We start from the raw sequence: 19,210 nt of genomic DNA, 5'->3' as shown, positions 1-19,210 counted from the left end.
CCTGTCATGCGCAAGTCCTTGCGCTCTGAATAAAGCTTGTGGTCAACGATAAAATATTCCTGCTCAGGACCTACAGTTGTCGCAACATGGCTTACTTCTTTTCCAAAAAGTTTAAGGATTCTTTTTGCCTGCTTGTCCAATGCTTCCATAGAACGCAAAAGCGGAGTTTTCTTGTCCAAAGCCTCGCCTGTGTAAGAACAGAACGCAGTCGGAATACAAAGCGTGTGCTCCTTAATAAAAGGATAAGAAGTCGGATCCCAGACAGTGTAGCCGCGGGCTTCGAAAGTCGCTCGGTGTCCTCCGCTCGGGAATGAAGAAGCGTCAGGCTCGCCTTTTACAAGCTCTTTTCCAGAGAACGACATGATTACAGTTCCATCGTCCTGCGGATTTATGAAAGAATCGTGTTTTTCTGCCGTAATTCCTGTCAAAGGCTGAAACCAGTGAGTGTAATGTGTCGCGCCTTTTTCAATCGCCCATTCTTTCATTGCGTGAGCCACAACATTTGCAACGTCAAGCGGAAGCGGCGCGCCGTCATCAAGAGTTTTCTTGAGAGCCTTGAATGTTTCTTTCGGCAGGCGGTCTTTCATTGTTTTCTGGTTAAAAACCAGGCTGCCAAAAACTTCTGGTACATTTGCTGTCATATAGTCCTCCAAAAGTAAAAAAGACACCGCAATTTATCAGGGAGGGAGAGTCCCATGAAAAATCACGACGTCTTTGTCTTTAAAATAAAAAAGCCGCAGAAAGTTCAACCCTTTTCTGCGGCTTCATTGCCTTTTGATATTTGAGTTATACCGCGACAGCGAAAAAGTGTCAATCAGATTTTGTAAAAAAAATAATTTTTTTTACATCGTGCACAATTTTTTAATTTTTTTTGTGCATTGCGATATTTTCATATAACCTTCACCAATTGACAATAAATACAGATAGTTTTATTGTATTCAACGGAATATATGAGCAAGGGCGTTCATTACTGTTAAGGAAGTATCGCAGATTATTTCTGAAAATTTGAATTTTTAGATGTTTTCTGTTTTGTTCTTTAATAAGCAATGGCGCTTTTTTTTTTGCCCTAAAAGGTAGAATAAAAAATGAAAAAAGCATTCTTGATTTTGGCAGATGGAACGGTTTTTGAAGGAAATTCCATCGGCGCTGCTGGCTCTGTAATCGGAGAAACGGTTTTTACAACCGGAATGACCGGTTACCTCGAAACTCTTACCGACCCAAGTTATTACGGTCAGATTGTTACCCAGACTTTTCCGTTAATCGGTAACTATGGAATGATTCCGGAAGACTACGAAAGCAAAAAATGTCATATTCGTGGCTACATTGTCCGGGAACTTTGCGAAAAACCTTCAAATTTTCGTTGCAAACTGACTCTCGATGATTTTTTAAAGCAACAAAATATAATCGGGATTTGCGGAATTGACACCAGAAAACTTACAAAGATTTTGCGGGAAGCTGGAGTTATGAACGGAATGATTGTTACCGCAGAAACCTGTCCTCAAATTGATAAAAACCTTCTTTCAAAAATAAAATCCTACCAAATTGTTGATGCTGTAAAAAATGTTCAAAACAGCATGATTTTAGAACCGCTCAAAAATGCAGTCGAGCCGGAAAAAACTTCATTTTACACAAAAGACTTTGCAGACGGAAAAGGAAAAACCGTAGCGCTTTTTGATTTTGGCGCAAAGGCGAATATCGAACGTGAACTTGAACGGCGCGGCTGCACTGTAAAAGTTGTTCCTTACGACACAACAGCCGAGCAAATAAAGACGATGAATGTTGATGGAATAATGCTTAGCAACGGTCCTGGAGATCCTGCGGAAAATGTCGGAGTAATTACAGAAATAAAAAAACTCTGCGAATACGGTAAAATTCCGATTTTTGGAATTTGTCTTGGACACCAGATGCTCGCTCTTGCGAACGGCGCTGAAACAGAAAAATTAAAATACGGACACCGTGGCGGAAACCATCCTGTAAAGGATTTGCAAAGCGGAAGAGTTTATATTTCCAGCCAGAACCACGGCTATGCGGTAAAAAACGAAACTATTCCAAAAAATGCAGAACTGAGTTTTGTAAACTGCAACGACGGAACTTGCGAAGGCATTGCATATAAAAATATTCCTGCCTTTAGCGTGCAGTTTCATCCAGAAGCATGCGGCGGTCCGCACGACACAAACTTTTTGTTTGACAGTTTTATAAAGATGATAAATGCGTTAGGGGCTGGAAGGGTGCCGGAGGCAAACCGCTAAAAGCGGGTCGGAGCGAAAGCGTAGCCCTGCAAGACCCGCCCGAACGCCCGAAAAAGTAAAAAACTGATGGAGATAAAAAAATGCCATTGAACAAAAATATACACAAGGTAATGATTATTGGTTCCGGACCGATTGTAATTGGCCAGGCAGCGGAATTTGACTATGCCGGAAACCAGGCTTGCAAGGCTCTTAAGGCTCAAGGGCTTGAAGTTGTTCTGGTAAACTCAAATCCTGCAACTTTAATGACCGACCACGTTATGGCTGACGAAATTTATCTTGAACCGCTCAATGTTGAAACTTTGCAGAGAATTATCGAAAAAGAAAAACCAGATTCGCTGCTTTCGACGCTTGGCGGTCAGACTGGACTTACTTTGAGCATGGAACTTGCAAAGTCGGGATTTTTGGAAAGCCATGGAGTACAGCTTTTAGGCGCGCGTCCGCTTACGATTGACAAGGCTGAAGACCGGCAAATGTTCAAGGATACGATGGAAGCAATTGGAGAACCTTGCATTCCTTCAAAAGTTGTGACTGATTACGATGATGCTCTTGATTTTGCAAAAAATAAAATCGGCTTTCCTGTTATAATCCGTCCGGCTTTTACTTTGGGCGGAACTGGCGGCGGAATTGCATATAACGAAAAAGAATTTGACGAAATTGCCCACAACGGACTTCATCGCTCGCCAATTCACCAAATTTTGGTTGAAAAATGTATTTCCGGCTGGAAAGAAGTTGAATTTGAAGTTATGCGCGACCATGCTGGCAACGTTCTTACTGTCTGCTCAATGGAAAATTTTGATCCGGTTGGCGTTCACACTGGAGATTCGATTGTAATTGCTCCGACCGTAACCCTGGCCGACAAAGAATATCAGATGCTCCGTTCGGCAGCCTTGAATATAATTTCTGCCCTTGAAATCGAAGGCGGCTGCAACTGTCAGTTTGCGCTCAATCCGGAAACTTTTGAATACGCTGTAATCGAAGTAAATCCGCGTGTAAGCCGCTCTTCTGCGCTAGCTTCAAAGGCAACTGGCTACCCGATTGCAAAAGTTGCGGCTCTAATCGCCGTTGGCTACAATCTTGATGAAATTCCGAACTTTGTAACAGGAAAGACAAAGGCTTGCTTTGAGCCGGTTTTGGATTATGTTGTTGTAAAAGTTCCAAAATTTCCTTTTGAAAAATTTGTTTATGCCGCAAGAAAACTTGGCACGCAGATGAAGGCGACCGGCGAAGTTATGGCTATCGGCCAGAATTTTGAAGAAGCGATTTTAAAGGCAGTCCGTGGCGCTGAACTTGGCGTAAAAGACTTAAATCTTGCCGTTTTTGCAAAAGAAAACGAAGAAAAAATCCGCGAAAGAGTCGGAAAATGCACAGATCAAAGAATTTTTGCAATCTATCAGGCTTTAAAACGCAAAATAATGAGCGTGGACGAAATTCACGAAGTTACAAAAATTGATGAATGGTTTTTATACAAACTCGAAAATATTGCCGAAGCCGAAAAAAAAGCCGTTGCAAATTCCGCGCCGGCGGTTCATGCTCCAATGCTCTACACTCCAGCTTCTTTCAAAATGGTAGACACCTGCGCCGGCGAGTTCAGCGCGGAATCTCCGTATTTTTATTCGACAACTGGCGGAGAAAACGAGGCGGAAAAATTCCTTGAAGGACTTGAAAAAGAAGGCAAACGCAGCAAAAAAGGAACGATTATTGTTTTGGGTTCCGGGCCGATCCGAATCGGACAAGGAATTGAATTCGACTATGCTTCGGTTCAGTGCGTATGGTCGCTCAAAAAACTCGGCTACGAAGTTGCAATCATAAATAACAATCCGGAAACAGTCTCGACAGACTTTGACACTGCCGACCGCCTTTATTTTGAACCGCTCACTCCTGTCGACGTTATGAATGTAATCAAAGTCGAAAAACCAGTCGGCGTTGTAGTTGCATTTGGCGGACAGACTGCCATCAAGCTTACAAAATACCTTGACGGCCAGGGAATCCGCATTCTCGGAACAAGCGCAGATGGAATTGACCTTGCAGAAGACAGGGAACGTTTTGAAGAGCTTTGCGAAAGACTGCACGTAAACCGTCCGAAAGGTCAGACTGTCTTTACAGAAGTTGAAGCTCTGGAAGCAGCCGCCCGCCTTACCTATCCTGTTTTGATGCGTCCAAGTTACGTTCTTGGCGGACAGAATATGATTATTGCGAGGACAAATGCCGACATCAAGGAATACATGAAAATCATTCTTGCGCAGGGAATTACAAATCCTGTTTTGATTGACAAATACATGGAAGGAACAGAACTTGAAGTCGACTGCATTTGCGACGGCGAAGATGTTTTGATTCCAGGAATTATGGAACACATCGAGAGAACAGGAATCCACTCAGGAGATTCAATCGCAGTTTATCCTGCCTGGAACTTTACGGACGAAATGACAAAAACCGTTGTAGAAAAATCGCGCGACATGGCTTTAGCCCTTGGAACTCAGGGACTTGTAAATATTCAGTGGCTTTTTTACAACGGTCAGCTGAATATTATCGAAGCAAATCCTCGTTCTTCGCGGACAGTTCCTTATTTGAGCAAAGTTACAGGAATTCCAATGGTTGAACTTGCTACCCGTGCAATGCTCGGCGAAAAAGTACGCGACATGGGTTACGGAACAGGACTTTACAGAAAACCTGATTATTACGCTGTAAAAGTTCCAGTATTCAGTTTTGAAAAACTTATGGACGTGGACACTCACCTTGGACCGGAGATGAAGTCAACCGGAGAAGTTTTGGGAATTGCAAAAACACGCGAAGAAGCGATTTTTAAGGGAATGGTTGCGGCAGGCTGGAAGATGATTCATCCTGCGCTTGCAAAAAAAGGCGAACCGACAGGAGTTTTATTCAGTGTAAGAAAGTCTGACAGACCTGAACTGCCGGCGCTTGCAAAAAAATACAGCGATTTAGGCTTTACTCTCTATGCAACAGAAGGAAATGCCGACACAATCGAACGTTCAGGAATGAAAGTAACAAAAGTGAATAAAGTTCACGAAAATTACAAAGAAAACGTAATGACACTTCTCGAAAGCGGAAAAATTTGCTATGTAATTTCAACTTCCGCAAAAGGGCGGGATCCTTCTTCAGAAAGCGTTCGTCTGCGCCGGCTTGCAGTTGAACACGACATTGACTGTCTGACGGCAATCGACACGGCAAACGCGCTTGCAGATTCACTTTCGGGAAAATTTACGAATTTAAATACAACTTTGGTTGATATAAACAAGCTGCTTCATTAGTTGAGAATTTTGTTCTAGCAAAAATATCTCGCAGACAAATTCTGCATTTTTTTGGCGGACAGAAAACTAGCGAACTTGAAAAAAAAAGCCTTTAGTATTATTATTCAAGGCGGAAATATTAGTTGACGAAGAAGTCGCAGACACAGTTCCGTTTTTTAGCTGGATTGTTGTCGGCGGCTTTTTTTTATTTTTAAGATTTTATCAAGAGGTTTTGTATGTCAAAATTCATTTTTGTGACCGGCGGAGTTGTAAGCGGTTTAGGAAAAGGAATCACAGCCGCAAGCTTGGGCCGGCTTTTAAAATGCCGCGGTTTAAAAATTGCATCTCAAAAACTAGATCCTTATATGAACATTGATCCTGGAACGATGAGTCCGTTTCAGCACGGCGAAGTTTTTGTTACAGATGACGGAGCAGAAACCGACCTTGATTTGGGCCATTACGAACGTTTTATCGATGAAAATTTAAACAAATATTCAAATTTGACTTCCGGCAGAGTTTACTGGAACGTTTTGAACAAAGAACGCCAGGGCGAATATCTCGGTCAGACAGTGCAAATCATTCCTCATGTAACAAACGAAATCAAAGATTTTATTTTAAAAAATGCGCAGGTAAGCGGCGCGGACGTTTCTATCGTAGAAATTGGAGGAACAATCGGAGACATCGAAAGCCAGCCATTTTTAGAGGCAATCCGCCAGCTTTCGACAGAAGTTGGACGCAAAAACTGCCTTTTTATTCACGTTTGTTTGGTTCCGTACATTTCCGGAAGTGATGAATACAAATCTAAGCCGACTCAGCACTCTGTAAAAGAACTCATGGCCGTTGGAATCCATCCTGACCTTATCGTAACACGTTCGGACGAAGCAGTTCCCGAAGAAATCCGAAAAAAAATCAGTCTTTTTTGCAATGTTGCGGAAGACTGCGTAATAGACAACAAAACATTGAGTTCGCTTTACGAAGTTCCGCTCATGCTCCACGAACAAAAAATGGACGAAGTTGTCTGCCGCGAACTGGGAATCGAAGGAACAAATTCGAACCTTTCAGAATGGGAAAAAATGGTGAATTCAATTCACTCAAGGAAAGGCGAAATTCAAATTGCGCTTGTCGGAAAATACGTAAAACTCCACGATTCATATTTGAGCATTGTCGAAAGTTTGAATCACGCCTCTTTTGTTGTCGGCCGAAAATTAAAAATAAAATGGGTTGATTCTGACAGCGTAACAGACGAAACTGCCCCGGAAATTTTTAAAGACTGCGCAGGAATAATTCTTCCGGGCGGATTTGGAAACCGAGGAATTGAGGGCATGATTACTTCTGCGAGATTTGCCAGAACCCACAAAATGCCATATTTTGGAATCTGTCTTGGAATGCAAATCGCCGTAATTGAATTTACGCGCGATGTTTTGAATTTTAGCGATGCCAACAGCCGCGAATTTGACGAACAGTGTGAACATGCCGTAATTGACTTGATGAAAGACCAGGAAGGCGTAATTATGGGCGGAACAATGCGCCTCGGAAAGTATCCTTGCAAAATTCAAAAAGGAACAATCCTCGAAAAAGCATACAAATCGAATTTAATTGAAGAACGGCACAGACACCGCTACGAGTTTAACAATTCATACCGCGAACAAATGCAAAAAGCAGGCCTAGTAATTGGAGGAACAAGCCCGGACAACAAAATCGTAGAAACGGTCGAACTTTCCGAAAAAGAGCATCCATTTTTTGTGGGAGTACAGTTCCATCCAGAATTTAAGTCCCGTCCAAACCACGCAGGTCCGCTTTTTGTTGAATTTTTAAAAGCGTGCTTTTAACGTTCAACGAAAAACTCTACGCCGGATGCGAAAAGCGCCAGTTGGCACGACAGTGCCAATGAGGGCTACCGAACTTGAAGCAGCCGGTTAGACGCTGGTTTGCCGTCCATTTCTTTTTCTGCTAGAATATTTGAACTTATGGAAAATTCAGGAAAAATCATTGTTTATACGGACGGCGGATGCCACGGAAATCCCGGTCCTGGAGGCTGGGCCTGCGTAATCATTGCAGAAGGCGAAGCCCGCCAGTTAAGCGGCGGCGACAAATTAACCACAAACAACAAAATGGAGCTTACGGCGGCGATTAACGCGCTTTCGGCGATTTACAACACAGAAAGGCTTCGGAGCTGCCCTATTCAACTGAATATTGACAGTCAGTACGTAAAAAACGGAATTACAGGCTGGATTTTTGGCTGGAAAAAAAACGGCTGGAAAACTGCTGCAAAAAAACCGGTTTTAAACCGCGAGCTTTGGGAAAAACTCGATTCTCTCAATTCCCTCTTAAACGTCGAATGGAACTGGGTTAAAGGACATGCAGGAGTTGAATACAATGAAGTTTGCGACAGTCTTTGCCAGAACGAAATTTCAAAGTTTGAATAGTTCTGTCAGGCTTTTTTATTTTTTCCAAAGGCAAGTCTTGCGAGCATCATAAGTCCGCGGAAACAAAGTTCAACAGCCATTGCTAACCAGATTCCTTTTAGAGCGTAATTTTTTACTAGAATAAAACTCAGGCTCAACCGCACAACCCACAGACTAAAAAGATTTAAAATGCTTGGAACGAAAGTGTCGCCTTTTCCGCGGAGTGCGCCCATTGCAACAATGCTCGCTCCAAAAAGAGGTTCCGCAAAAAGTTCAATTCTGAGCACTTCTACCGAAAGAGCGCGGATTGCAGGGTCTGGCGTTATAAACTTAAAAATGAGCGGACAGGCAAAAAACATGGCAAGACCGCTCACCGTCATCAAAAAAATTCCGTAAAAAACAGTAATCCAGCTGAACGAACAAACCAAATCCCGTCTTTTTGCGCCAAAACTCTGGCCGACAAGAGTTGTAGCCGCCTCCGAAATTCCGTACCCTGGCATATAGCAAAGGCTTTCGGCAGTAGTTGCAAAAGAATTTGCGGCAAGACTTACAGCGCCCAAAGGAGAAACAATTCTCGTAACAACAACAAGCGCACCGCTAAAGGCAGAACTTTCCAAGGCAACAGGCGCAGCAAGCTTAACAGCCTTTTTTATCACGTTTTCGTCAAAAAAAAATCCTTTATATCCGGAAAATTTCAAATATTCAGACTTAAAAAGAGTAAAATACAAAAAAAGCAAGGCGACGCTCAAGGCAGAGCACGCAGAACCAAGAGCCGCGCCTTTTACGCCAAGATTTAAAACAAAAATAAAAAGAAAATTAAACACAATGTCCAAAAAACACATCAAGGCATTTAAAATACCAGGAAGCTTCATATTTCCAGAACACTGCTGCATTCCGCCAAGCAAATAAACAATTTCGTAAAAAGGAGCGGAAAGACAAAAAATACCAAAAAGCGTCATTATAAATCTCATCGCTTGCGCCAAGCCACAAAGGCAGTTTAAAGCTTATTCCAGCTCCAAGCAAAAGCAAAAGCAGGCTAAAGCAAATGCAGGTCAAAAGCGCATTAAAAAGCAAATTTTTTGCTTTAGATTTTTCTCCAGCGCCGACAAGATGCGCCATTTGAACCGTAAATCCAATGCAAAGAGCATGCAAAAGGCTTCCCAAAACCCAAGTCGAAGAAGCAACCAGCCCTATACTCGCCGACTGACGCGCTCCCAAAAAACCAACCATTGCGGCATCAATATACTGCATCAAAATCGACGACAACTGCGCCATCATTCCGGGAATACTCAAATGCCAGACAAAACCAATCTGCTTCTTAAGAGAAACGGCAGAATTCCGGTTCAAAACTTCTGACAAATCAAAATTTTTGTCCATAAAAACATTTTAGATTTTTTAACCGAACAAAACAACCTTATTCAAAAAACAAAAAAACAGGACGGCATTTTGCGCTCAAACCGGTGTTTCGCAGTTCCGCTCCCGCTCCATTGCAAGACTTCTTGCAACGCTTTGCGCTGCTACACCCCGGCGTAAGCAAAACCGAAAAACAAAAGTCTTCCGGCTTTGTTTTATTTCTCCTTAGTCCTGAAAAAGCGGAGTAGAAAGGTAACGGTCTCCAGTATCTGGCAAAAGAACAACAATATTCTTTCCCTTGTTTTCTGGACGTTTTGCAAGCTCAATCGCAGCCCAGGCAGCCGCTCCCGAAGAAATTCCGACAAGAACGCCTTCTTTTTTGCCGATCAATTTGCCGGTTGCAAAAGCATCTTCGTTTGAGACGGTAATAACTTCGTCATAAATTTTTGTATCAAGAACATCTGGAACAAATCCTGCGCCAATTCCCTGAATTTTATGAGGACCTGCAACCCCTGTCGAAAGCACTGCAGAAGTTTTTGGCTCAACTGCAACAATTTTTACATCGGGATTCTTTGACTTAAGGAATTTTCCAGTTCCTGTAATAGTTCCGCCAGTTCCTACCCCAGCAACAAAAATGTCTACTTTTCCGTCTGTGTCGTTCCAAATTTCAGGGCCAGTAGATTCAAAATGAGCCTTTGGATTTGCAGGATTTACAAACTGACCGGCAATAAAACTGTTTGGAGTATTTGCCTTGATTTCTTCAGCCTTTGCAATTGCACCCTTCATTCCCTTTGAACCGTCGGAAAGCACAAGCTCTGCACCATAAGCTTTCATAAGCTGGCGGCGCTCAACAGACATTGTTTCCGGCATTACGATTACAATTTTATAACCGCGGGCTGCCGCGACAGAAGCAAGTCCAATTCCTGTATTTCCAGAAGTCGGCTCAATAATTGTCGAGTCTTTTGTAAGAATTCCTTTTGCTTCAGCTTCGTCAAGCATTGCCTTTGCAATGCGGTCTTTTACAGAACCTGCCGGATTAAAATATTCAAGTTTTGCCAGAATTTTTGCTCCAAGCGAGTTTTCTGATTCGATATGCGACAGTTCAAGAAGCGGTGTATGCCCAATAAGCTGGTCTGCCGAAGTGTAAATGTTTGCCATAATTCTTCCTCCAAAAAGATTATTACCTAGTTGTTTGATAGGTTTAATTGATGTTTAATTTATAATCCGTATTACCTACTTTGTCAATAGGTAATACGTTTTTTTTGTAAAAAAATTGGCTTCACCTGCAAAAAAGGCAAAGCCAATTCAATTTTCTGTTCTTTAATCGTCTTCTTCTTTTTCCGATTCCAGAATTTCTTCATCAATTCCCGACGAATTGCGCATATACTGCAAATAGGAAATTCCTTCATCATTGCATTTTCTCATCAAGTCCAATTCTTTTGTTCCAAGCTCCAGCGCGTAGGCAAGTTCCATATATTTTTCGCACTCGCCTTTTTCTCCAAGTTCATACAAAAACTGCGAATAATACGTGTAGACCATATATTTTTCGCCAGGAGTCCGCGCGCCTTTTATACCATTTTTGTAAAACTGTCTTGCTTTTTTATTTGAACCGATTGGAGGCGGGGCATAAAAATTCCAATTTCCTAGGCAAGCATTTGCCGACGCCATAAATTCATCTTTTTTTAGCGCCTTTTTGTGCCAGTCTTTTACCTTAAATCCCCAGTAAAAAGTTGCCGCAATTGAACGCGTCATATAGTAACTTGTAACATCGGCGGTCGAAACATAAAACCACTTGCTCAACTGGTCTTCGCTGCGCTTTTGCATCAATTCAAGGCACTCGTTCATCCGTTTTTTCATATTTTTGCGCAATTGGACGCGATTTTCCCTTGTTAAAACTCTCGCGTATGCTTCCATAAAATATAAATTTGAAAGAATCTGCTTTTCCTGCTCAAAATCTTTCGCAACAGCAGGAAGCACAATCATAGTTTCGTCTTCAATTTTTTTTATGATTTCGACAGCAGTAAGGTCATCGTTCGATTTTAATTCGACACGAAGCGTAACAAATTCATCAATTTTTTTCTGACAAAAATCAGAAATTTCATTTTCTGCAAAACAAGCGGCGGCAAGAGCAAAGATTGCAGCGCAAAAACAAAATTTTTTCATATTTTAAATTGTAAAAATAGCAAGACCGGTTTACAGCAAAATAAAATACTGCATTCGGGCAAAAAACTAAAAATGTTTTCCAGACTCCGACAAAAAAAGCCTCCAAAAAAGGCAATCAGAGGCTTCGAATAAATTTACTCAAATAAATAACATAAGTCCACAAAAAAAAGTTACATATTACAAAAGCATAATCTTAGCCCCGATCGTTGCGGAAAGACCGGACGAGCGGAGCGAAGGAGGACATGCAGCAAGAGCGGGCTAGACCATGCCATGCGCTCCAAAAATCTAAAAAAAATCTCGAAAACGGCCGATATAAATACAAATGAAGCAGAATTTTTTATTTACGGCGGCAGTTTCGGCAAGTCTTTTGATTTTTGCAGGCTGCTCAAAACAAAATAAGGCTACGTTTTCTCAAATTCCAGAAAACACAAAACACCACAATTGGTATTTTTTTACGGAAAACGGTTTTGAACAGACTTCTCTTCCTCAGCAATCAGGAATTTCGAGCTTAAAACCTTGGACAGAAACTTTGCGTGCAAGCGATGCAAACACTGCGGCCGACAAAAGCGGCTACATGCTCGTAAACAGGCTTGGCGTAATCCACTTTGCAAAAAACGAAAGCCAGCAGGTTCAGCCGGTTTTGATTCAAGATTACGAGCTTTTTTCCAATTCGACAGCTTCAAACCTGATTTTTGACAACGAAAATCCATATTTTACATTGAGCCGCTCATCATTTTTTAACAAGGAGGCCTCTCTTTCCGAAAACAGCAGCGCTCAAGATTCAAACCGCCCTTTTTTGGTGAGACTTTCTCAGGAATTAAAGGCTTTTTATCCGGTTGTTACTTACGGAGATTTAAGGCTTAGCGGCGGAGGAGAAATCACAGGAACTTTTTTTGACGGAAATTCATTTTTTTCTTCCATAAAAAAAATAAATAATTCTAAAACCGAATTTACCTACATAAATTTTTCCGCAAATTCTTCGCTCGAAAGACTTTCGCCATTTACAAAAGACGAAAAAATTACGATTCAGGAAACTTCAGAAGAAAATTACAGGCTTCTTAATTCTCCAAAAAAATTTTCAGATTCACCAAGACGCCTGCACTCGCTTTTGTCTTCAATCCCGCAAAATTTTTCTTTTTCGGTTGAATGTAAAAACTCCGGCGGAACTTCTCCAAAAACCTTTATTTCCGGCTCAGATTCTGGCGAGAAAAACGCAGAAAGCTCAGAAAATTCTTTTCTTATAAACGCACACGCAATAATTGCAGACGACTGGATTTGCGCTGTTTTTTCTGACGGAACCACATATTTTAACGGAGCTTTGGACGGTGAACCGATTTTGAACAACGGCAAAAACGCGGCATTCCGCCTTCCAAAACTTCCACAAAACTATATTTACGGGCCGTTCTGCATAAGCGGAGCAACCCTTGCCGTTGCCTGGGAAGAAAGCGATTTTTACAAGACGGGCCGTTCTGGATTTTTGACAGTGGACCTAAAAAAGGTTTTGTACAATGAAAAATAAAACGTTTTACAAGAAATTTCCGTTCATTTTTTTATTTTTTTCACTTTCTTTTTTTTGCTTCGGACAGACAGAACAAAATTTCTCAAAAACGCAGTCAGAAGATGACGGCAAAATCCTCACAAAAATCGAAGACTTCGAAAAAGCAAAAATAAAACTCCCCAAAAACCTGTTTTTCTTTACTCTCGGACCTTCAGTTTATGTAAATACAGACAGCAAAACCTCTCCAAGCCCAGTTTCGTTCGCATTTGGAGCGGGATTTGACCTTTTTAACCACAAATTTCTGAATTTTCAGCCAAAGCTCACTTTTTTTACAAATTATTATCTCTGGGACGGCGAATGCGCGCGCCCCTCCGAAATCGAAAACAGGACAGCCCTTGCTCTCTCGTTTTTGCTCGACTTAAACACGACTCATATTTTTCGCCTCAAAAAAGACATTTTCCAGCTTGGCGGAGGATTGGGATTTTTGGCTCGATTTTCCTTTCTTGCAGACGGAGTTGATTCAGACGACACAGGAGGAGAAACAAATTCAACAGCGGGCGACGACATAAAATCAATCAACCGCTGGTTCTACAAAAATTTAAATTTTCTCTATCCAAACTTAAACATTTCCTGGCAACGCGCATTTACAAAAAACTATCTGGCTGGGCTGGAAGCAAAAATCTACTTTCCGCTCGGCGCAATTTTGAACGGACGCGCTTTTGACACGGCGATTTTTTCCTTAGGAATAAAAATCAGTCCAAAATAATCCGGGCGGTGCAGATTTTGAGCATTTGCCCAAAATCTGCCGCTATGTCCGGGGTTTCATTCAAAAAAAATACCGCGGTTACAAACCGCGGTATTTTTTTGAACGGCTTACGCCGCCCCTACCAGCGCTACCGCATTAAATTTCTGTCGAATGTGAATTTACTTTTTCCTGAACATAAGCAATAAAATCTTCAAGCTTCATTGTTTTTTGTTCAAGTCCGCTGCTCTGACGGAAGCGTACGCTTACAGTTTTTTCATTTTTCTCGTTTTCACCGACAACAAGAATATAAGGAGTCTTGTGTTCCTTTGTAATCATCTTGATTTTCTGGCGCATATTTTCGTCAGAAGTATAAGCATTTGAGCGAATATCTGAACCAAGAAGAGCTTCATTTACTTCTTTTGCATAATCGTCAAATTCATTTTTTACTGGAACAACCGCTGCCTGTTCAAATGCAAGCCATGTCGGGAAATTTCCGGCAAAGTTTTCAATCAAAATCCCAAGGAAACGTTCAATTGAACCCAAAATCGCTCTGTGAAGCATTACCGGATGATGTTTCTGGTTGTCAGAGCCAATGTATGTCGCATCAAGGCGTTCTGCTGACGGCAACTGGAAATCCGCCTGTATCGTACCGCACTGCCATTCGCGTCCAAGACAGTCGTAAAGCTTAAATTCAAGTTTTGGACCGTAGAATGCGCCTTCTCCCGGCTGAATTTCGTAATTAAGTCCGGCTTCGTGGCAGGCATCGGACAACGCTTTTTCTGCACGCTGCCAAGTTGCAAGGTCGCCAACGTGGTCTTCCGGCATTGTTGAAAATTTTACAACTAAATCGTCAAAACCAAAGTCGTGATAAACTCTTTTTAGAAGTTTACAGAATTTTGCAACTTCTGCCGCAACCTGCTCTTCCGTACAAATAATATGGGCATCATCCTGAACAAAACCACGCACACGCATAATTCCATGCAAGGTTCCAGAAGGCTCGTTGCGCACATCATGGCCAAATTCTGCAAGGCGCATAGGCAAGTCTTTGTAAGTGCGGAGACGGCTCTTAAAAATTTCGAGGGCGCCAGGACAGTTCATTGGCTTGATTGCAAAAAGTCTTTTTTCCGACTCAGTAATAAACATATTGCGCTGGTAGTGTCCCCAGTGTCCAGAACGTTCCCAAAGAGTACGCGGCATTATCGCAGGAGTATTTACTTCCTGATAGCCATCGCGTCTTACCATTTTGCGCATATAATCCTGAATAACTGTGTAAATTGTCCAGCCGTTTGGATGCCAGAAAATCTGGCCAGGATCTTCCGGCTCAAGATGGAACAAATCCATTTCTACGCCGAGTTTGCGGTGGTCGCGCTTTTCTGCCTCTGCAAGCATTTCAAGATATTCTTTTAAATCATTCGGTTTTTCAAAACAAAGCGCGTAAACACGAGTAAGCATAGGACGATCAGAATTTCCACGCCAGTAAGCCCCTGCAATTTTATGAAGTTTAAAAGCCTGAGCATTGATTTCTTTTGTCGTGGCAACATGAGGGCCACGGCAAAGATCAATATAGCCGTCCTGCTCATAAGTGGAAATTGTTGCATCTTGCGGCAAATCATTGATAATTTCAACTTTGTAAGGTTCATCAGCAAAAATTTTCAAAGCCTCGTCTTTTGAAATTTCCTTGCGAACAAATTTTGCTCCAGAAGAAATGATTTTTCTCATTTCTTTTTCAACAGCAGCAAAATCATCTTCGGTTATTTTATGGTCTGTCGGAAAATCAAAATCGTAATAAAATCCGTTGTCGATTGCAGGACCAATTGCGATTTTTGTTCCAGGAAAAATATGTTTAACTGCTTCTGCCATTACATGCGCACACGAATGGCGAATAATCTGTAACTTTTCATTTTCTGCCATAAAAATACCTCTTTGTATAAAGACCAATTTTTTTATCTTTTCTTCATAGAATATCGCTTTGCGGACTTTGTTTCAACTTATACAGGTTTTTGATTTGTTTGCATTATACAATTATAGAAAGATTGTAGATTTTCCAAAAAAAGCCGATAATATAAGTATGTCAGAGAAAAAATTTTCAGAACAGTTAATTGCCGCAATTGATAAAAAAACGGATTGGTTCAACTCACGGGAATTGCAAAATGTGCTTGAACAGTATCGCCTCATGCACACTTGCGAAAAAACGCTCTATGAGTTTCTTTTAAAAAAATCCCTAATCACGCCCGATCCTTACAAAAACGACAAGAAAATTTCGGACATTGTTCCGCCGGAAAATTCGCCTTTTACAGACAACGAACGCTCAATGATTATAGGAATGAGGCTTTCCGATTATGACAGCACTTTGGACTTTCTCTGCAACTATTACAAGTTTTCAGTTTCAAATTTGCAGATTTCTAATATTAAAAAATTGATTGATTTAAACAATGCAATCCAATGGAACTCATTCTCCGTAAATTCAACAAACATAAACACAAGAACAATTGCAACTATGCTTTTTAACGCAAAGCAGGGAGCAGACGCTTTAACCGTAAACATGATAAACGACAGCATTTCAAAAGCAGGCAAAGCAGTTCTTGCAATCAACAAAAGTTTAAAGGCGCTTACGGAATTTCAGAGGGAATTTTATAAAGGAAATATCCGCAAAAACATAATGGCTCATCCTTATTTCGATATGGAAAAAGCCGCGTCGAGTCCTGACGATGAAAAAGTTCAAATAAAAAAACTTTTTCAAGCAACGATGGGAAAAACTCCATATTACAACGAACTGATTGAAGAAATTATTGCCGAAGATCATTCTCCCGACAAAGAAAATCTTCAAAAAGCACTTTTAAAAAAGCTCGAAGTTGAAAATTCCAGCGCACAAGACTCAGAAGAAAAAGTCGATACAAAATCAATTCTTTTGGTTGCGCTCAGAGTCTTTGGCGCAATGCCGGGCCAGATCTCTCAGGTAAAAGAAAAAATTATAGAAAACCATGAAGTTTTGGAAAGCGAGCACAACTCATTTTTTGAAAAACTCAAAAAAGCGATCCGAAAAGCATTCAATATAGAAGAAAAACCTGTTTTTTATCAGATTTCGATTACCGATCAGACAACAGACACAGTTCGCCACGAAAAAATCGACTATCAGCAGCTCGTACGCGACCTGGAATTGCGCTCAAGAAGATACGCTTCGGCAGGAATAAGAAAAGCGCCCCTTTACGAAAAAATTGCCCAGCAAAGCGAAGAAAAAATTCTTGAATATGTAAACCAGCAGATTCTTGAATGTAATAAAATGCTCAAAATTTTAAACGGGCTCGACGAATTTTTCAAAAGCGCACCTCTTCCACAAAACCGTTCAAAAATCAAAGGTTTAAAAATGGAAATTACGGCCTTAAAAAATTCAATCGTAAAGGCAAACCAGCGCCGCTCTGAATACACGGCATACATCGAAGAAGAAGCTCAATTAAGAAAATTAGGAATTACAAATGCTTAAAAAAAGTTCAGCCGCAGTTTTACTTACAGTCGGCTTGTTTTCGTTCAATTTTGCACAAAATTTTCCGCAGAATCCACAAAATCAAGAAAACGAAGATGAAGACATAGAAAATTTTATGAATGAATTTGAGCCAAATTCCGAAAACGAAGAAAAAGCTCTCAAAAAATTCAATCCTGAAATCCAGCGGACTTTTATATTTTCTTCTCCAGCTCATCATCTGGATTTAAATCCGCACACTTCAAGCTATTCCAACGAAGCGCAGATTATAAATGCCCTGCAGGAAAGTCTTTTTTGCTACGACCCAAAAACTCTGGATCCAATTCCTGCGATTGCTTCCGAATACAGGATTTCCCGCGACAAAAAACGCTGGACTTTTACGGTCAGGGACAACGCAAAAACAAGCGACGGCTCAAAAATAACAGCACAAACCGTTATTGATAGCTGGCTTCACCTTCAAAAAACGCCAGACGCTCCTTATTCTTCGCTTTTGGACTGCATAAAAGGAATTAAAGATTACCGCGAAAATAAAATTTCTGAGGAAGAAATTGGTTTAAAGGCAAACGGTCAAAAATTGACGGTAATTTTAAATTCACCAACCGCCCACCTGCCACGGATTCTCTGCCACCACGCATTTTCTGTTTTTACCGGAAATCTGGAAGTTTTTTCGGGCGCATACGTTCTCAAAGAACAGGATAAAAATCAACTTGTTCTCGAAAAAAACAAAAATTACTGGGACGAGCCAAATGTCGCGATTGAACAAGTTATAATTAAAATTTCCGATGACAAAAAAGAAAATTCCTGGCTTTTTAACACAGGACGCACGGATTGGATAACGACTTCATTCGACGCAAATTCTCTTATAAACAAAAATGCAGTAAAGCTCAGCGCAGTTTTTGGAACAACATATCTGTTTTTTACCTGCAAAAATCCAGTTTGGAACAAGGCCGAATTTAGAAATGCGCTTTTAACGGCTGTTCCATGGGACAAACTGCGAAGCGATAATTTAATTCAAGCATCAACTTTGGTTTATCCGCTTTCTGGCTACCCGGAAGTTGAAGGCTTAGTCGATTACAATGAAGACGAAGCACTAGAATTGATGGAAGAAGCCCGTAAAAATTCAGGAATTGCGCAGGACGAAAAACTTCAGATTACTTTTGGAATTGCAGACAACGAATACATGAAAGGTCTTGCTGCAATTTTAAAAGAAGCATGGGCTCCGCTCGGAGTTGAACTTGTAACATTTAAAATTTCAGACGAACAATATCTTTCCAGTATTCCGTATTTAAACTACGATATTTTCAGCTATTCGTGGATTGGAGATTTTGCCGATCCGCTGGCTTTTTTGGAACTTTTCCGCGAAGGTTCAACTCTGAACCACACAAAATGGACAAATGAAAAATTTACCGAAAAACTAAAGCTTGCAGATGAAGAAACTGACGAATCAATGCGCTACAAAATTTTAGGACAGGCAGAGCAGATCTTGCTTGACGACGGACTGATTATGCCGATTAGCCACTCAATCAGCCTTCATGCAATAAATCTAAACGAAATCGGCGGATGGTATACAAATGCTCTCGATATTCATCCGTTAAAAAACATTTATTTTAAAGAAACTGTTTATACCGTGCCGGACAACGTCGCAATTGCAAAATAAAATAAGAGCAGACATAAATGGCGCAAAGCGTTAAAACAACTAATAATAGCATTTTTAATTGAACAAAGTTTTTTACAAGTTTATAATTGCATTAGATTTTTTTAATTCATTTTTAAGAGGAAAAACAATGGTTATTCTTACATTGAACTGCGGTTCGTCTTCAGCCAAGTATCAGGTTTATGACTGGGACAACAAAGATGTTTTGGCTACGGGCGTTGTTGAGCGCGTTACTGCTCCTGGCTCTGTTATCACACATAAGCCGAAGGGAAAAGACAAGTTTGTAAAGGAAAGCCCTTGTCCGACACACAAAGAAGCAATCGAGCTGATTCTTGACGCAATCACAGACAAAGACCACGGCGTAATCTCCGACATGAGCGTTATCGGAGCTGTAGGACACCGCGTTCTCCACGGCGGAGA

14 protein-coding genes and 1 pseudogene are annotated in these 19,210 nt (G+C 41.1%); 9 read left to right on the top strand and 6 right to left on the bottom strand.

What is annotated here, in order from left to right:
* A partial coding sequence (locus B4N75_RS00415; RefSeq protein ID WP_296667530.1) for a glutamine synthetase III occupies nucleotides 1-641 on the bottom strand: 641 nt, incomplete at its 3' end.
* Nucleotides 642-1,085: 444 nt separating this feature from the next.
* On the opposite strand from B4N75_RS00415, the gene B4N75_RS00410 reads away from it, so the two are divergent.
* The 4 genes from B4N75_RS00410 to rnhA all read left to right on the top strand — a co-directional run bounded on the left by B4N75_RS00410 (nucleotide 1,086) and on the right by rnhA (nucleotide 7,920).
* Nucleotides 1,086-2,249, top strand: a complete 1,164-nt coding sequence (locus tag B4N75_RS00410; protein WP_296706282.1) for a carbamoyl phosphate synthase small subunit — start codon at nucleotides 1,086-1,088, stop codon at nucleotides 2,247-2,249.
* Between the two features lie 80 nt (nucleotides 2,250-2,329).
* Nucleotides 2,330-5,515, top strand: coding sequence for a carbamoyl-phosphate synthase large subunit (gene carB / locus B4N75_RS00405; RefSeq protein ID WP_296023374.1), 3,186 nt, complete (start codon nucleotides 2,330-2,332; stop codon nucleotides 5,513-5,515).
* A 215-nt stretch (nucleotides 5,516-5,730) separates the two neighbouring features.
* Entirely contained in the window at nucleotides 5,731-7,323 is a 1,593-nt protein-coding gene (locus tag B4N75_RS00400) for a CTP synthase (protein ID WP_296706278.1), read from the top strand.
* 138 nt (nucleotides 7,324-7,461) lie between these two features.
* The gene (gene rnhA, locus B4N75_RS00395; protein ID WP_296023390.1) at nucleotides 7,462-7,920 is read left to right on the top strand and encodes a ribonuclease HI; all 459 of its coding nucleotides are present in this window, start codon (nucleotides 7,462-7,464) and stop codon (nucleotides 7,918-7,920) included.
* A gap of 5 nt (nucleotides 7,921-7,925) precedes the next feature.
* Here the strand turns inward: rnhA and B4N75_RS00390 are convergent, their stop codons facing one another.
* From B4N75_RS00390 to B4N75_RS00375, 4 genes are all read right to left on the bottom strand, one after another.
* Nucleotides 7,926-8,771, bottom strand: coding sequence for an MATE family efflux transporter (locus B4N75_RS00390; protein ID WP_296706275.1), 846 nt, complete (start codon nucleotides 8,769-8,771; stop codon nucleotides 7,926-7,928).
* Nucleotides 8,716-9,276, bottom strand: a complete 561-nt coding sequence (locus B4N75_RS00385) for an MATE family efflux transporter (RefSeq protein ID WP_296706272.1) — start codon at nucleotides 9,274-9,276, stop codon at nucleotides 8,716-8,718. Before B4N75_RS00385 ends, B4N75_RS00390 begins: the two co-directional genes overlap by 56 nt.
* Before the next feature lie 201 nt (nucleotides 9,277-9,477).
* The gene (cysK, locus tag B4N75_RS00380; RefSeq protein ID WP_296667515.1) at nucleotides 9,478-10,410 is read right to left on the bottom strand and encodes a cysteine synthase A; all 933 of its coding nucleotides are present in this window, start codon (nucleotides 10,408-10,410) and stop codon (nucleotides 9,478-9,480) included.
* A gap of 162 nt (nucleotides 10,411-10,572) precedes the next feature.
* Complete coding sequence (locus B4N75_RS00375; RefSeq protein WP_296667512.1) at nucleotides 10,573-11,415, bottom strand: hypothetical protein; 843 nt, start codon at nucleotides 11,413-11,415, stop codon at nucleotides 10,573-10,575.
* A 322-nt stretch (nucleotides 11,416-11,737) separates the two neighbouring features.
* On the opposite strand from B4N75_RS00375, the gene B4N75_RS00370 reads away from it, so the two are divergent.
* Entirely contained in the window at nucleotides 11,738-12,934 is a 1,197-nt protein-coding gene (locus B4N75_RS00370; RefSeq protein ID WP_296706269.1) for a hypothetical protein, read from the top strand.
* Nucleotides 12,924-13,679, top strand: coding sequence for a hypothetical protein (locus B4N75_RS00365; RefSeq protein ID WP_296706266.1), 756 nt, complete (start codon nucleotides 12,924-12,926; stop codon nucleotides 13,677-13,679). The genes B4N75_RS00370 and B4N75_RS00365 overlap by 11 nt, the downstream gene beginning before the upstream one ends.
* Before the next feature lie 135 nt (nucleotides 13,680-13,814).
* Here B4N75_RS00365 and thrS read toward each other — a convergent pair whose 3' ends face one another.
* Nucleotides 13,815-15,569, bottom strand: a complete 1,755-nt coding sequence (gene thrS / locus B4N75_RS00360; RefSeq protein WP_296667505.1) for a threonine--tRNA ligase — start codon at nucleotides 15,567-15,569, stop codon at nucleotides 13,815-13,817.
* A gap of 157 nt (nucleotides 15,570-15,726) precedes the next feature.
* On the opposite strand from thrS, the gene B4N75_RS00355 reads away from it, so the two are divergent.
* The 3 genes and pseudogenes from B4N75_RS00355 to B4N75_RS00345 all read left to right on the top strand — a co-directional run.
* Nucleotides 15,727-17,139, top strand: a complete 1,413-nt coding sequence (locus B4N75_RS00355; RefSeq protein ID WP_296667503.1) for a hypothetical protein — start codon at nucleotides 15,727-15,729, stop codon at nucleotides 17,137-17,139.
* A complete protein-coding gene (locus tag B4N75_RS00350) occupies nucleotides 17,132-18,793 on the top strand; it encodes a peptide ABC transporter substrate-binding protein (protein ID WP_296667501.1) in 1,662 nt (553 codons plus the stop codon). The genes B4N75_RS00355 and B4N75_RS00350 overlap by 8 nt, the downstream gene beginning before the upstream one ends.
* A gap of 127 nt (nucleotides 18,794-18,920) precedes the next feature.
* A pseudogene (locus tag B4N75_RS00345) lies at nucleotides 18,921-19,210 on the top strand (propionate kinase); the annotation flags it as partial.

Source organism: Treponema sp. UBA7570 (assembly GCA_002477955.1).
Taxonomy (GTDB): Bacteria; Spirochaetota; Spirochaetia; order Treponematales; family Treponemataceae; genus Treponema_D.
This window is presented reverse-complemented; position numbering and strand designations above follow the sequence as displayed.